At 37.0% G+C, this 15,465-nt stretch carries 17 protein-coding genes; 14 read left to right on the forward strand and 3 right to left on the reverse strand.

Translation table 11 applies throughout. The annotated features are described in order from the left end of the window. Window positions 1-97 precede the first annotated feature (97 nt). From AAY42_RS07585 to AAY42_RS07630, 10 genes are all read left to right on the forward strand, one after another. The gene (locus AAY42_RS07585; protein ID WP_055393865.1) at window positions 98-2,323 is read left to right on the forward strand and encodes a polyribonucleotide nucleotidyltransferase; all 2,226 of its coding nucleotides are present in this window, start codon (window positions 98-100) and stop codon (window positions 2,321-2,323) included. Window positions 2,324-2,486: 163 nt separating this feature from the next. Continuing rightward, a complete protein-coding gene (locus AAY42_RS07590) occupies window positions 2,487-3,350 on the forward strand; it encodes a sigma-70 family RNA polymerase sigma factor (RefSeq protein ID WP_055393867.1) in 864 nt (287 codons plus the stop codon). A gap of 280 nt (window positions 3,351-3,630) precedes the next feature. Continuing rightward, complete coding sequence (locus AAY42_RS07595; protein WP_055393869.1) at window positions 3,631-4,410, forward strand: leishmanolysin-related zinc metalloendopeptidase; 780 nt, start codon at window positions 3,631-3,633, stop codon at window positions 4,408-4,410. 628 nt (window positions 4,411-5,038) lie between these two features. Then, window positions 5,039-5,581 carry a helix-turn-helix domain-containing protein gene (locus AAY42_RS18265; RefSeq protein ID WP_175288739.1) on the forward strand — a complete coding sequence of 181 codons (543 nt, stop codon included), beginning with the start codon at window positions 5,039-5,041 and terminating at the stop codon, window positions 5,579-5,581. A 76-nt stretch (window positions 5,582-5,657) separates the two neighbouring features. Beyond that, the gene (locus tag AAY42_RS07605; protein ID WP_055393873.1) at window positions 5,658-6,452 is read left to right on the forward strand and encodes a type 1 glutamine amidotransferase domain-containing protein; all 795 of its coding nucleotides are present in this window, start codon (window positions 5,658-5,660) and stop codon (window positions 6,450-6,452) included. After that, on the forward strand, window positions 6,449-6,868 hold the full coding sequence (locus AAY42_RS07610; protein ID WP_055393875.1) for a nuclear transport factor 2 family protein: 420 nt from the start codon (window positions 6,449-6,451) through the stop codon (window positions 6,866-6,868). The genes AAY42_RS07605 and AAY42_RS07610 overlap by 4 nt, the downstream gene beginning before the upstream one ends. Next, window positions 6,865-8,634 (forward strand): serine hydrolase domain-containing protein, encoded by a 1,770-nt coding sequence (locus tag AAY42_RS07615; RefSeq protein WP_055393877.1) that lies wholly within the window; start codon window positions 6,865-6,867, stop codon window positions 8,632-8,634. The genes AAY42_RS07610 and AAY42_RS07615 overlap by 4 nt, the downstream gene beginning before the upstream one ends. Before the next feature lie 98 nt (window positions 8,635-8,732). Then, on the forward strand, window positions 8,733-9,392 hold the full coding sequence (gene rpe, locus AAY42_RS07620; protein ID WP_055393879.1) for a ribulose-phosphate 3-epimerase: 660 nt from the start codon (window positions 8,733-8,735) through the stop codon (window positions 9,390-9,392). Beyond that, on the forward strand, window positions 9,392-10,360 hold the full coding sequence (locus AAY42_RS07625; RefSeq protein ID WP_055393882.1) for a YpdA family putative bacillithiol disulfide reductase: 969 nt from the start codon (window positions 9,392-9,394) through the stop codon (window positions 10,358-10,360). Before rpe ends, AAY42_RS07625 begins: the two co-directional genes overlap by 1 nt. A gap of 93 nt (window positions 10,361-10,453) precedes the next feature. Beyond that, complete coding sequence (locus tag AAY42_RS07630) at window positions 10,454-11,185, forward strand: hypothetical protein (RefSeq protein WP_055393884.1); 732 nt, start codon at window positions 10,454-10,456, stop codon at window positions 11,183-11,185. A 242-nt stretch (window positions 11,186-11,427) separates the two neighbouring features. Here the strand turns inward: AAY42_RS07630 and AAY42_RS07635 are convergent, their stop codons facing one another. Genes AAY42_RS07635 through AAY42_RS07645 form a run of 3 tightly spaced genes read right to left on the reverse strand, consistent with a single transcriptional unit; the run spans window position 11,428 to window position 12,932 of the window. After that, a complete protein-coding gene (locus AAY42_RS07635; RefSeq protein ID WP_139063683.1) occupies window positions 11,428-11,976 on the reverse strand; it encodes a hypothetical protein in 549 nt (182 codons plus the stop codon). A gap of 6 nt (window positions 11,977-11,982) precedes the next feature. Continuing rightward, the gene (locus tag AAY42_RS07640; protein ID WP_055393887.1) at window positions 11,983-12,300 is read right to left on the reverse strand and encodes a hypothetical protein; all 318 of its coding nucleotides are present in this window, start codon (window positions 12,298-12,300) and stop codon (window positions 11,983-11,985) included. A 50-nt stretch (window positions 12,301-12,350) separates the two neighbouring features. Beyond that, window positions 12,351-12,932: an RNA polymerase sigma factor gene (locus AAY42_RS07645; RefSeq protein WP_055393889.1), complete on the reverse strand. Its 582-nt coding sequence runs from the start codon at window positions 12,930-12,932 to the stop codon at window positions 12,351-12,353. Between the two features lie 138 nt (window positions 12,933-13,070). Between AAY42_RS07645 and AAY42_RS07650 the strand changes: the two genes are divergently transcribed. The 4 genes from AAY42_RS07650 to AAY42_RS07665 are packed head-to-tail and all read left to right on the forward strand — an operon-like array spanning window position 13,071 to window position 15,453. Next, a complete protein-coding gene (locus AAY42_RS07650; RefSeq protein WP_055393891.1) occupies window positions 13,071-13,370 on the forward strand; it encodes a CREC-EF hand family protein in 300 nt (99 codons plus the stop codon). A gap of 21 nt (window positions 13,371-13,391) precedes the next feature. Then, window positions 13,392-14,150, forward strand: coding sequence for a YHYH protein (locus AAY42_RS07655; protein WP_055393893.1), 759 nt, complete (start codon window positions 13,392-13,394; stop codon window positions 14,148-14,150). Beyond that, window positions 14,151-14,771, forward strand: coding sequence for a toxin-antitoxin system YwqK family antitoxin (locus tag AAY42_RS07660; protein ID WP_055393895.1), 621 nt, complete (start codon window positions 14,151-14,153; stop codon window positions 14,769-14,771). Beyond that, on the forward strand, window positions 14,743-15,453 hold the full coding sequence (locus AAY42_RS07665; RefSeq protein ID WP_055393897.1) for an SCO family protein: 711 nt from the start codon (window positions 14,743-14,745) through the stop codon (window positions 15,451-15,453). The genes AAY42_RS07660 and AAY42_RS07665 overlap by 29 nt, the downstream gene beginning before the upstream one ends. Window positions 15,454-15,465: the final 12 nt, after the last annotated feature.

The raw sequence follows: 15,465 nt of genomic DNA on the forward strand, positions 1-15,465 counted from the left end.
TTCATTGGTCAACACAACAACACAACCCGACCGTCAGGAAGACGGCAGACCAAATGTTTAACAAGTCCTTCTTTTTATGAAGGCAAGACACAATTTTATGATTCCAAAAACTTTTAAAGAGGTCATAGACCTTGGTGACGGTAGAGAGATTTCTATCGAAACTGGAAAATTGGCAAAACAGGCCCACGGTTCTGTTGTTGTACAATCAGGCAAGTGTATGTTACTATGTACAGTTGTATCCAATTACAAACAAAGCGATGTAGACTTTTTACCGCTTACGGTAGATTATCGCGAAAAATTTGCTGCCGCTGGGCGTTACCCAGGTGGTTTTTTTAAACGTGAGGCTCGCCCTAGTGATGGCGAAGTATTGACCATGCGTTTAGTAGATAGGGTTTTACGTCCCTTATTCCCAAAAGATTATCACGCTGAAACGCAGGTGATGATTCAATTAATGTCCCATGACGAAGATGTAATGCCAGATGCAATGGCAGGACTAGCCGCTTCAGCAGCTATTCAACTTTCGGATTTTCCATTTGAATGTGCCATCTCAGAAGCTAGGGTTGGTCGTGTTAATGGTGAATTTATCATTAATCCCACCAGAGAACAATTAAAAGAGTCTGATATTGACATGATGATTGGTGCTTCTGCAGATTCTGTAATGATGGTAGAAGGAGAAATGGAAGAGATTTCTGAAGAAGAAATGACCGAAGCCATCAAATTTGCACACGAAGCAATTAAAGTTCAATGTGCAGCGCAAATACGATTGGCCGAAGCCTTCGGAAAGAAAGAAGTACGGGAGTACGAACCAGAAAGAGAAGATGAGGATTTGGCCAAAAAAGTACATGACCTTACTTATGATAAGGTTTATGCTGTTGCTAAAGCAGGTTCTGCAAAGCACGAGCGTAGTGCCGCTTTTGATGCCATAAAAGAGGAAGTAAAAGCAACTTTTTCTGAGGAAGAATTGGAGGATTTTGGTGATTTAGTCTCAAAATATTTCTACAAAGCTGAAAAAGCAGCTGTAAGGGATTTAACCCTTAACGACGGTTTACGATTGGACGGTAGAAAAACTGACGAGATTAGACCAATCTGGTGTGAGATTGATTATTTACCCTCTGTTCACGGTTCTTCCATTTTTACAAGAGGAGAAACCCAAGCATTGGCCACTGTAACTCTAGGAACTTCTAGGGAAGCCAATAAGATAGACATGCCATCATACGAAGGCGAAGAAACATTCTACCTACACTATAACTTCCCTCCTTTTTCAACTGGGGAAGCAAGACCAATACGTGGTACTTCCCGTAGAGAAGTAGGTCACGGAAACTTGGCGCAACGTGCATTAAAGGGAATGATTCCTGAAGATTGCCCATATACCGTAAGAGTTGTTTCTGAAGTATTGGAATCTAATGGTTCATCTTCCATGGCAACGGTTTGTTCCGGTACCATGGCCTTGATGGATGCAGGTGTTCAGTTGAAAAAACCGGTTTCGGGTATCGCAATGGGATTAATTTCTGATGCTGATTCAGGAAACTATGCAGTTTTATCCGATATCCTTGGTGATGAAGATCATTTAGGAGATATGGATTTCAAGGTAACTGGAACTGCTGATGGTATCACTGCATGCCAGATGGACATCAAGGTAAAAGGGTTATCCTATGAGATTTTAGTGAAAGCATTGATGCAGGCTAAAGAAGGTAGACTTCATATCCTTGAAAAATTGACCGATACCATCTCTGCCCCTAATGCAGAAGTGAAATCATATGCTCCAAAAATTATTACCAAAATTATTCCTGGAGAATACATTGGTGCTGTTATTGGTTCTGGAGGAAAAGTGATTCAAGAGCTACAAAAAGAAACTAATACAACTATCGTTATTAACGAAGACCCCGATACTGAAGAGGGTATTGTTGAAATACTGGGTACAGGTCAAGAAGGTATCGATGCCGTTATTGCAAAAATTGAGGCATTGATGTTCAAACCTGAAGTTGGTAGCGTTTACGAAGTAAAAGTTATCAAGATGCTAGACTTTGGCGCCGTTGTTGAATATGTTGAAGCTCCTGGAAATGAAGTATTGCTTCACGTATCCGAATTGGCATGGGAACGCACAGAAAATGTTTCCGATGTGGTAAACATGGGAGATGTCTTTGATGTGAAATACTTTGGTCTTGATCCAAGAACTAGAAAAGAGAAGGTTTCCAGAAAAGCACTATTACCAAAACCTGAAGGTTATGTAGAAAGACCACCACGTAATGATAGAGGTGGAGATAGAAGAGGTGGTGACCGTAGAAGAGGTGGCGATAGAGATAGAAAGCCAAGAAGGGACTAAAAAGTTAGTCTAAACAATATGAACAAACCCCAAGATTTTTTCTTGGGGTTTTTGCTTTTATGAAAAAAAAAGCAAATAAATTTTATCAAATTGTAACTTTTTGAATTTTCCTACGTATAACCTAATGAGCTTCGGTTCACAAACTTAATAGAAGGGAAATTAAATGAGACAGTTAAAAATTACAAAACAGGTTACCAATAGGGAAACTGCTTCGTTGGACAAATACTTACAGGAAATCGGTAAAGTTGATTTAATTACTGCCGATGAAGAAGTAGAATTGGCACAGCGTATCAAGGCAGGAGACCAAATAGCCTTAGAGAAATTAACTAAAGCCAACCTCAGATTCGTGGTTTCTGTTGCCAAGCAGTACCAAAACCAAGGATTAACCCTTCCTGATTTGATAAATGAAGGAAACTTGGGACTTATCAAGGCAGCACAACGCTTTGATGAAACCCGTGGGTTTAAATTTATTTCATATGCCGTTTGGTGGATTCGTCAATCCATTCTTCAGGCACTGGCAGAACAATCGCGTATTGTACGTTTGCCTTTGAATAAAATTGGTTCCATAAATAAAATCAATAAAACTTTTGCCTTTCTAGAGCAAGCACACGAACGTATTCCATCTGCAGAGGAAATTGCCAAGGAATTGGACATGACCGTTGAAGATGTTAAGCAATCCCTGAAAAACTCTGGTCGTCATGTATCTATGGATGCACCCTTAATTGATGGTGAGGATTCCAATTTGTATGATGTATTGCGAAGTGGAGAATCTCCAAATCCAGATAAGGATTTGTTGCACGAATCTTTACGTACGGAGATTGAGCGAGCTTTGGAAACATTAACACCAAGAGAAGCGGATGTTATCCGTCTTTACTTTGGTTTGGCAGGGCAACATTCAATGACCTTGGAAGAAATTGGTGAAACTTTTGATTTGACCAGGGAACGTGTTCGTCAAATAAAGGAAAAAGCAATTAGAAGACTTAAGCATACTTCAAGAAGTAAAATTTTGAAGACATATTTAGGGTAATCGATACGATTATCGTCACAAATTACAGTTAAACAAACCTTAAATTTGTTTTTTGGCAAGAAAGTTGTAATTTGTAATCCTACAACAGTTTATCATGACTGTTCGTTTTTTGATTGATGAATAAACTCCGGCTGATTACCGGAGTTTTTTCATTTATACCCTGTCCAAAAATTGGACAGCTATTGTCAGAACTGCCTGTTAAAGTTTCTCAAACGGCTATCCATATCCTATTTTTCATCGTAAATATTAAGGGCTGAATATTAACTTAAAATTGAAGAAGATGAGTTTTAGTATAGAAATTAGGTTTTTAGGCGGGCTGACACAAAGTCAACAAACAATTTTTGACGATGCAGCGCGTAGATGGCAAGAGATTATTACGGGTGAATTGCCTAGTGTACAACTGGCAAATGGAGATATTATTGATAATGTTAGGATTGATGCCCAAGGTGCTGCTATCGATGGTACTTCTGGAATTCTGGGCCAAGCTGGGCCTACGCAACTTAGAGCTGGAAGTTTTTTACCCGCTACGGGTATCATGCGCTTTGACAGTGCAGATTTAGTGCGATTAGAAGCTGAAAACAGTCTTATAGATGTAATTATCCATGAAATGGGACATGTTTTAGGGTTTGGTACCCTTTGGTCTCCTCAATTTTTGAACTTGATTTCTGGAGAGGGTTCCGAAAATCCCTTTTTCGTTGGTGAAAGTGCAATACGAGAATATAATTCCCTAAACAATAATGAAAGCTTGGACTCCGTTCCTTTGGCCAATACTGGTGGAGCAGGTACTCGCGATGGGCATTGGCGTGAACTCACATTCGATAATGAATTAATGACTGGGTTTATTGATGATGGGGATAATCCAATAAGCTGGCTGTCCATTGCTGCTTTTGAAGATATGGGATATCAAGTAGAATATAGTGCAGCAGAGGCATACTTACTACCAGATCCAACAAAAATGGCATTGAAAGAGTTAAAAGAAAACAATCAATGTAAAATGTGCGATAGAAGAATACTTCGATGTGACCCTATTATACTTCCAGAATCCGCTTATCTTGGTTAACAAGATAACTGGATTAAAAATCCTTTAATGCTTTAAAGAAATACATACCATTGTAGAGAAAAAGAAACCTCTTCTAAAATGCTTATTTTTAGGTTTAAGAACCTTTTCATAGTTTATGGAGTTGAATCAAACACTTTTGTTCTTTTTTAGCGCCTTGGGCGCGTTCAACGGTTTGTGTTTGGGAATTCATTTTCTATTTCTTGCAAAACCTAATCACATTTCCAATAAGTTTTTTGGTGCATTGTTATTAATGATGAGTTTTCGTATTGGAAAATCTGTCATCTTTTATTTTAAACCAGACCTCGCTTTCATCTACTTACAAATTGGCCTTACTGCTTGTTTTTTTATTGGTCCTTTTCTTTATTTCTATATTAAATCAGTAATTGAGCCGCAAAGTAGCATCCACAGGAATTGGAAGTACCATATTCTTTTATTGTTACCCTTAATCTTAGTTGTAGGGTTCCTATATCCTTTTGAGACCAACATTCAACTTTGGCGACCATATATTATCTATGGAATTTATCTACAGTGGTTTCTCTACATAATGGCAACCGGATGGATTCTCCGTAGAGAGTTAAAAAAGCTATTTGGAAATCCAAAAAAGTTGGATATACAAAACATATGGCTTTTGAGTATCCTACTTGGAAACCTAATAATTTGCGCGGCATACTACTTCACCAATTATACTTCTTACATTTTAGGTGCACTAACTTTTTCCTTTCTTTTTTATATTCTGTTGATGCTACTCTTTATAAATAAAAGAAAGAATGTCAACCTCTTTGTTTCCAGTCAAAAATATGCCGATAAGAGAATAAGTGATGATGAAGCGGACAAGCTCATAGAACGTTTAAACCATCTTATGAAAGTGGATGAACCATTTAAAAATGCCAACATAAAATCTTCAGATTTGGCAAAAAAGCTACAGATTACAGTTCATCAATTATCACAATTATTAAATGATAATCTAGGCAAAAGTTTTCCCGTTTACATAAATGAACATAGAATAGGAAAGGCACAGCAAATGATTGAAACCCATTCCAATATCACCTTGGAAACCATTGGATATGAATGCGGATTTAATTCAAAATCAACATTTTACACAGCTTTTAAAAAACTTTCCGGTACTACACCGGCTAAGTATAAAGAAAAGCTAAGAAGTTCATATTTATAAATCCGAACTTCTATTTTATAACCTAAAATCTTTAAACGACAAGTAAACCTCATATTGCTGATATAATTATCGGCAAATGAGAATTACCTTTTTTTATGTACTTGCTTTTATACTGTCCTACGGTTGCATTAATAAGGATAAAACAGAGGATAAAGGATTGGAGATTAACCTTTATACCAAAAAAGATAGAATCCTATTTATTGTTTCCAATCAGCATACTTATGGAAGCACCAAAATCAATGCGGCCAACCATTTTGCAGAAATAGTTCTTGCTTATGATGTTTTAAAACAGAATGAATACACTATTGATTTTGTTAGTCCTGAAGGTGGTGCCATTCCTATTGGCTACCTAAATACATCTGATTCCATAGAAAAACAATACCTATACGATTTTGAGTTTATGGGAAAACTCAAAAACACCCTAAAACCAGAACAGATAGATCCCTCCAAATACAAAGCGGTCTACTATAGTGGTGGAGGTGCAGCAATGTTTGGGGTTCCTGAAAATGAAAACATCCAAAGAATTGTAATGGAGATTTATGAAAAAAACGATGGCATTGTTTCCGCCATATGTCATGGTACTGCTGGACTTGTAAACCTCAAAACCTCCGATGGAAATTTTCTATATGAAGGAAAAAAGGTAAATGGGTTTCCTGATTTGTTTGAAAATATGGAGGCAGAATATTATAAACAATTTCCTTTCTCCATTGAGCAAATTATAATAGAACGTGGAGGAGATTTTAGCTATTCCAAAGAAGGTTGGGATAATTATTCCGTAGCAGATGGAAGATTGATTACAGGACAAGACCCAACAGCCGCGGTTTCAGTAGCGGAAAAAATAATAAAAGCTTTAGAAAACATTAAAAAATGAAAAAAACATTGACTTTAATCCTGCTGTTCGTGGGAACATATTTAACGTATTCGCAATCCGATATTGAAAATATAAACAAAACGCTCTATGATTATATCGAGGGTACGGCCAATGGCGAACCGGAACGATTAAAACGTGCTTTTCATGAAGATTTCAATCTCTATTTTGTTCAAAATGATTCCCTAAAAGCATGGTCGGGAAAGCAATACATAGCCAACTTTAAGCCTGGTAGAAAAAGTAACCGCATAGGTAAAGTTCTTTCAATTGATTTTGAAGGAAACGCTGCAATAGCAAAGATTGAAATTTTAACGCCGGGCAGAAAACGTATCTATACAGATTATTTAATGCTGTTAAAGATAGATGGCCATTGGAAAATTATACATAAGTCGTTCACCTTTAAAAACTACCCCGAATGAAAATTCAAAAGCCAAAGAGCAGATTTCTATCTGTGTTCATTTCATCAATTCCTGCAGAAAACAAGATGTCCCAAAAAAGTTTTTTAACCTTGCTCTTTCTATCAATAAGCACAATTGTATTCTCACAGTTATCCAATGTAGAGGAACAACGTATTGATAGTATTTTTAGTGAATGGAGCAAAAACAATGGTCCAGGTGTTGCAGCTGGCTTAATGTTCGGCAATGACATCATCTATAAGAAGGGATTCGGTCTTGCCCAAATTGAAAGTGAACAACGAATAACCACACAAACCAAATTCCAGATTGATCATTTATCCAGGCAATTTACTGTTTTGGCAATTCTTATTTTGGAGCAACAGGGAAAACTATCATTCACCGACCCTGTTCAAAAATATATCCCAGAACTTCCAGAATATGAACATCTTTTAACCATTTCACATCTGATAAATCATTCCAGTGGTCTAAACGATTACGGAATGACCAAGGTCATTTTACGCAAGCACGAAGATGATGTATTTACCCATGGGGATGCCCTTGATTTAATCAAAACCCAGAAAGAACTAAACTTTATACCAGGAACAGCTTTTTCTTATATCGTTTCGCTGACTGAGCTTTCCCTGTTGGCAGAGGTCGTGGCAAAAGCCTCTGAACAAACCCTTTCAGCATTCACAAAGGAGCACATTTTTGGGCCACTACAGATGCAAAACACCCATTTTGTTGAAGATTATAATACCATTATTTCAGATTTTGCAAAATCCTATCAAGTAGAAGATGAAAAAACGAAATTGAAAGTCATCAATCAGAGTAATGCTGGCCCCACCAATTTGTATACCTCCGTGGATGATTTGTTCATCTGGTACAAAATATTCAACAGTCCGTCCAATAGTACATTCACAGAACTTATAAAACAATTGGACCAACCTGTCAAACTGGAAAACGGGAACACATGTAATTCTTCATGGGGAATAATGACATTGGGTAGGGGGTTTTTTCATAAAGAACGTGGGCTTCCGGCCTACTGGCAATATGGGCTTTCTGGAGGATATGCCACAAATGTTTTCAGATTTCCTGAACAACAACTTATTTCCTTCGTACTGGGGAACAATAACCGATATAATGGAATGCCAGCTATGTCAATGGCTTATCATTTTTTAGAAAATAAATTTCCAGAACCTAGGGAAATTGATATCAACACCATAAAATCAAGAAAAATATCCAGGTCCCAGCTTAAAAACTATGAGGGGCATTATTGGAATTCGGACCGTGGAATAGCACGAAAAATCTTTACACGTAATGATACACTTTATTATGCACGTTTGGAGCAAAATCAGGGGGCAAGAATGATTCCGCTAAAAACCAAGGAAAAGTTCCAGTTACAAGTAGAGAGTGATGACAAAATATACTTTTCCTTTAAAGAGATAGAAGGGCAAACAGCTTATGATATTATATTGGGGGAAAGTGACCCATACCCCTATATAAAATATGAGCCAATCGTATATTCAGAGGAAAACCTCAAGTTGTATACCGGATACTTTTATGCCAAAGACCTAAGGATTGTTTACCATTTTGACATTGAGGATGGAAAACTTCAAACAAAAAGACCAGATGGAACTGTAATTAGGTTTGATCCCGTCACCAAAGATGTTTTTAGAGGAAATCGAGGGTCTTTTGGGGGTATAAGATACCATAGAGATTCCGATAATGTCATCATAGGATTTTCCATTCATACAGTTGGGATCCAAAATCTTCAATTTAGAAAGATTTAGTGTTGATTATACTCTAAATCTCTTTTGGTAATTGGCGCTCATTCTGAATGAACCGTTTCATTTCGCTACTTTTGTAAAATACTTCACAAAAGAAAACTATGAGCACAAAACTGGTAGCCCCTTCCCTATTAGCTGCTGATTTCGGAAACTTACAACGAGATGTTGAAATGGTCAACCAAAGTGATGCGGATTGGCACCATATTGATGTTATGGATGGTGTTTTTGTTCCCAACATTTCTTTTGGAATGCCAGTGATAAAATCCATTGCCCAACATTCAACAAAAATATTGGATGTACACCTAATGATTGTTGACCCGGATAGATATATAAAAGCATTTGCGGATTTGGGTGCCAATTATCTCACGGTGCATTACGAGGCCTGTAACCATTTGCACAGAACTTTGCAAGCCATAAAAAATCAAGGGATGAAAGCCGGGGTCGCGTTAAACCCACATACTTCCGTTCATTTACTGGAAGACATTATCCAAGATATAGATTTGGTCTGCGTTATGAGCGTGAATCCTGGTTTTGGAGGTCAATCCTTCATTGAAAACACCTATCAAAAAGTAAGTGAACTAAAGAATTTAATCGAAAAGAAAAATTCAAATACCCTTATTGAAATTGATGGCGGGGTAAACGCAACTAATGCCAAAAAATTAGTGGATGCCGGAGCCGATGTCTTAGTGGCGGGTAGTTTTGTCTTTAAAAGTGAAAATCCAACAGAGACCATCAAAAAACTTAAAGAACAGATTGCTTAATGCAGAAATTTGATGTTATTATTGTTGGAGGGGGTCCCATTGGTATTGCCTGTGGTCTGGAAGCAAAAAAACAAGGGCTTTCTTTTTTAATTATTGAAAAAGGACCTATTGTAAATTCACTTTTCAACTACCCCATAAACATGCAGTTTTTTTCTTCTTCTGAAAAACTGGAAATTGATGACATTCCCTTTATCAGCAAAGAAGCCAAACCCAAGCGTAATGAGGCTTTGGAATATTACAGGAGAATTGTTACTTCCAATCAACTAAACATACACCTATTTGAAAAAGTGACGAAGGTTGTAAAAAGTGATGGCTCTTTTTCCATAACAACGGATAAAAATCAATATGTATCAAAAAATATTGTAGTTGCCACTGGCTTCTATGATATACCCAACAATCTAGGTGTTCCTGGTGAGGATTTGCCTAAAGTCTCCCATTACTACAAAGACCCACACTTTTATGCGAGTCAAAAATTGGCTGTAATCGGGGCGAGTAATTCGGCTATTGATGCCGCTTTGGAATGCTATCGTAAGGGAGCGGATGTCAGCTTGATTATTAGAGGGCTTGAAGTAGGCCAACGTGTAAAATATTGGGTACGTCCAGATATTATAAACCGGATTGAGGAAGGAAGCATAAAGGCCTATTACAATGCCCAGGTAAAGGAAATTAAGCCTACCCAACTCCTCATTGATACTCCAGATGGCCCATTGACCTTAGAAAACGACTTTGTTCTGGCACTTACAGGTTATATGCCCAACTTTGAATTCTTGGAAAAACTGGGCATACAACTTTCGCTAGATGAAAAGCGGTTGCCCAGTTATGATCCAAAAACAATGGAATCCAATATTGAAGGGCTCTACCTTGCCGGAGTTATCTGTGGAGGAATGGAAACACATAAATGGTTTATTGAAAACTCCAGAATCCATGCCCCTATCATCATGAAGTCCATTAAAACCAAAGCAGAATAACAAAAGGTCTTCCCTTGTATTAAATACGCTTTTAGGAGTAAGGTTAATGATAAAAACCCTACTTCTACTATATAAGGCATCAAAAACGAGAAAATGACCAAGCAACTACATTTAGCGGCCCAATACTTGGCTACTGTGGCAAAAAGCTTTTTAGAAGCTAAAGCAGATGATAGCCATACCAATCTAGGGTTTTCTGTTGAAGAAAAAAGTATTCAAACTTGGCCATTGGATGAGGCGGACACAAAACTTTGCCTAAACTATGAGCAGTTTTCACTGGAGTGGAAATCCCACGAAGGCAATTCCATTTTACTAGATGGAAAAACGGATGCAGAAATAGTAAAATGGTTAAGTCAGACTTCCAAAATACTTGGGTTTGAAAAGCCATACCAATTTGACTTACATTACGAAATGCCCTATAGTACGAATCCAACCGATAAATTTGAAAAGTCTGATGTAAAAGAGTTGGTTGGGTTACGAACACTGGCTCAAAATGCATTAAAGTCATTTATTGAAAAAGAACAATTGACTTCAGATATTCGCATTTGGCCGCATCATTTTGATTCTGGTGCATTTTCGGCAATGGATAACTCAGAGAAATCTGTTGGCATGGGGATGGCTATTCCCGATTCTATGGTTAATGAGCACTATTTTTATATCAGTGGATACAAAGGACATGATAGTTTGGACACCTCAACTTTTGAAAACCTATCGCATGGAAAATGGCTGAATGAAGGCTTTAAAGGTGCTATTTTACCAGCTTCAAAAGCAAATGAAGAAATTGCCGTTCAATTTTTTATCGAAGCTTTTCAAGAACTAAAATTGTGACGACAATAAATGAAAGAGCCCAAGTCTTATGAGTAAACTTGGGCTCAATACAACTAAAAAACCTAATCATCAATCAAAAAACAGTTCATGCCCACTCTTTTTTAGGCAATCCCATATATATTAGATGTGGTATTAAAAAAAAACTTGCGCGCGAAATAAAAAAAGTCTGGAAGCTTGGCAACCAGACCTTTCTGAATAAAATTTATGTAACTATCCACCAACTTTTATAGTCGGACAATATGTTATTGGCGTGGAGGAGGTGGCCTCATTGGGTCTCGCCCATCGCGTTCAGGCCCCATTGGTTCATGTCCATCACGCTCAGGCCGCATTCGGTCGGGTCCATTGCGCTCCGGCCCCATTCCATTTCGGCCATGGTTTAAGGCTCCGGACAAAATAGCTTCAAGTTTACTCTTTTGTTCTTTGTTACAAACCTTTTCAATCTCTTTGAAGTAATTAAAAATCTCTTTTTCCCTTTTTCTACTCAATTCTCCAATTAAAACAGTAACGGAATCCAACTCTTTATCCGTAAAATCAATTTCCCCCAATTTGTTAAAAAGATATTTCTTTAAGCCCATTGAACGGTTGTCTATATTTTTCATCTTTCTATGGTGTCGCTCATCTATATCCTTAAATTCCTTTTTTTGATTTTCATCAAAGCCAAGCTGTTGGGTTATAAAAACCCGGGGAGGTCTGCTTTGCCTATCTGGTTTATCTAAAAGTAGGAACAATAAAATACCGTTCATGACCACTAAGAAAATCAACAAAATAATAATGGGTAGATTTTTCTTCATTGCCGTTTAATTTAAGATTGATTCGCTTTCGGATTGTGAAAAACCATAGGTCTCCGCAAATGTCTGCAACTCCTGTTGCTTATTGGACGAACGATATGAGTACACTGCCACTATGTTCACAGCAGCAAAAAGCAATAACATGGCAATCTGGTATTTTGGAGTAAACCAATTTAAGACATCAGGTCGCTGTTTTTCAACAGTAACTTGAGAAAGCTTATTCAAAACCTTATCCTTAAAAAAGGGAGGCGTATTGACAGCTTCAATTTTAGAAGCCGAGTCAATAAGTTCATCAATTAATTCAGGTGTAAATTTTTTATCATTCATGACTTTTAGTATGATATGTGCTTAGATGCTATCAAAAATTAAAACTTGCGCTACCAACCCTCTTTTTTGTAAAATTTTGTTAAAATATTTTTTAAGTTCTTTTTTGCCCTAAATAATAAGGATTCAATTGAGGAAACACTTTTCTTGGTAATTTCACTTATTTCCTTATAGCTCAGTCCATCTATTTTATGTAAGGTAAAAACCACTTTTTGAGATTCTGGAAGCTCATTTATTGCTCTATACAGTGTCTCATTTCTTTCTTTGTTCTCCAATTGAACACCCGGATGATTATACTCTGTGAAGTACGAAGATTTATCAACCGGAATTGCATTCCCTGTTATGGACTGCATAAAACCAAAACGTTTTTTTGTATTCTTTTTTCGTATAAATTCCAAGCTTTTATTTACAGATATCCTATAAATCCATGTGGATAGCTTTGAATTGCCCTTAAACTTATCAATGGAATTATATATTTCTATGAAAACCTCTTGGGCAACATCTTCGGCATCTTCCATATTGGGCACAAACGATAGGCAAGTATTGAAAACCCTCGATTGATACTCATCCAACAACCTATTATAGGCAAGCTGTTTTTGCTGCTTAAGGTCTGATAAAAATTGTTTATCCTCCAAAAATCTATTTGGTTAATGCAAGTGCAATTTAGCAGGAATTTTAGACATTCCCTGAAATTGTGTTTCCATAAAAAAATAACTCTTACGCAAGTTTTTTGAAAAACGTACATCTAAACTTAAAAGCAAAAACAATTTATCATGAAAAACAGAACTTTTAAATTAAGTATATACTTGGGTGTATTTGCATTACTGGCTTCATGCCAGATTAAGGCCCAGCAACAAGATAGAAACTCCGAAAGAAAACAACCACCATCCTTTGAAGAGCTTATTGAAATGATGGATGAAAATGAAGATGGAAAACTTTCCAAAAAGGAAGTCAAGGGTCCATTAAAAGATGATTTTGACAAAATAGACCTTAATGAAGATGGATTTATCTCTGAAGAAGAACTTGAAAAGGCTCCAAAACCTGAAAGACGAGGTGGCCCCAACAGAAATTAATAACTAAAACCCCTTAATTAGATGAAAACGAATCCAATTTTAATAATAGCTCTGGCTTTTTTCACTGTATTTGCATCATGTTCAGATGATGCCGATGATTTGAATGAGGAGGAAACAGGAGATACGGACGATATAGCATTAACTGAACTGCCTGCAGCTTTTGCAGAGTTTAATAGTGATGCAGTAGATGTTTACCTCTCGGACAATGGTACAACTATTACTATAGAAACAACAGGTTTGCCCAACCATGATACAGTCTACTGGGGTGAAAACAATGATGGCTATATTGAAGAACCAGATGTAAGACTTACCCCGTCAATTATAAGCAGCAACAATAACGCTGTTACCATTACTGTTGATGCTGTTCCAGATATAGATGGTAGTACCGTACAGACAGAGTTAGGCACAATAGGAATAGCAATAAGTGGTTCTTCCCTATTCAATGATCAAGAAGGAGCAGGTCCCTTGGATGAAGCCGCCGCGAGTTTGGATTGGACCGGTGCACATATTGGGCCAGGGGTTTACCACTATCACCTTGAACCAAAAGCATTTTCTAACGACGATGATAATTTAGTTGGTATATTATTAGATGGTGTATTTATTTATGGAAGAAGAGATTATCCTTCAAATGAGTATCCAACAGATTTAGACGCATCAGGAGGGCATTTTGGACCTACTCCACATAATCCAGATGGAGAATATCACTATCATATAATAAATGAGATATACTCGACCACAGGTTCTTACGTTATTTTTGCCGGACCCTATCAAGGATATTAAATGAAGAAAATTACCAAAATATCTTTAGTATTGCTTGCAAGTATTGTTCTGTTTTGCTGTGAAAAAAAATCGCAGCTTAAAAAAGAAAGTATTGCAAACGAAAAGACAGTAATTGCAAACATTGAGGTTTTAAAAGACAGTCTTGTTCTAAACGGAAATGAAGGTAATTGGTATTACAAAGATCAACTTTTTACCGGTTATGCGGTAAAATGCCATAAGAATGGTTCGCTACGGCAAAAAGTTGGTTTTTATAATGGAAAAAAAATGGGAGTTGCGAAAATATGGTTTCACAATGGGATTTTAAAAGTTGAATCCCATTACAATAAAAATAAGCTTGTTGACAGTTACAAAGCCTGGTGGAACAATGGTGTCCTAGCTTCTGAGGCCAATTATGAGAATGGTAAACTCCATGGTATTGAGACAAAATGGTATGAAACAGGTCAATTGTCCAAAGTAAGAAATTTGGTGAATGGAAAGGAACAGGGCTTGCAACAGGCTTGGCTTAGAAATGGAACATTGTATGTAAATTACGAAGCAAAAAACGGAAGAATTTTTGGCATGAGACGTGCCAACCTATGTTATCAATTAGCAGATGAAAAAGTTGTTTATACAAAAAATTAGCGGACTTACTTGTTTCTGTCTTGTCATGTTTATAGGTTTTATAAGCTGTAAGAAGGAAATCAAGAAAAAAAGCATCAAAATCGTTGAAACCAGCCGAGTTGAAAACTTACCCTATTACGATGACGAATCCTTTACCCCAAAATGGATAAAACCTGGTAGCGATGAACAAAAAAACTTTCATAAAATACCAGATTTTGAGTTCATAAATCAACTAGGGGATACCATCACTAAAAAAACATTTGATAATAAAATATATATCACCGACTTCTTTTTTACAAGCTGTCCTGGCATTTGCCCCAAAATGACCAGCAACATGATTAAAATACAGGAGGAATTTAGGAACGACTCTGAAATTCTACTCCTCTCACATTCCGTAACCCCATCAATTGATTCAGTTTCCGTTTTAAAGGAATATGCAGATGGCTATGGCATACTGGACAATAAATGGCACTTGGTTACCGGAGACAAGACCGAAATATACAATTTGGGCAGGAATCATTACTTTGTTGAGAATGATTTGGGAGAGCCTAAGGGAGTTGATGATTTTCTACACACAGAAAACTTTTTACTGATTGATAAAAACAGTCATATCAGAGGCATTTATAATGGTCTGAACAGGGCGTCAATGACGCAGCTGATTATAGATATTAAAGCTCTAAAGAAAGAGGAAAATGGGAGTTAACCTAAAATTATT

It is taken from the genome of Flagellimonas eckloniae, assembly GCF_001413955.1.
Classification (GTDB): Bacteria; Bacteroidota; Bacteroidia; order Flavobacteriales; family Flavobacteriaceae; genus Flagellimonas; species Flagellimonas eckloniae.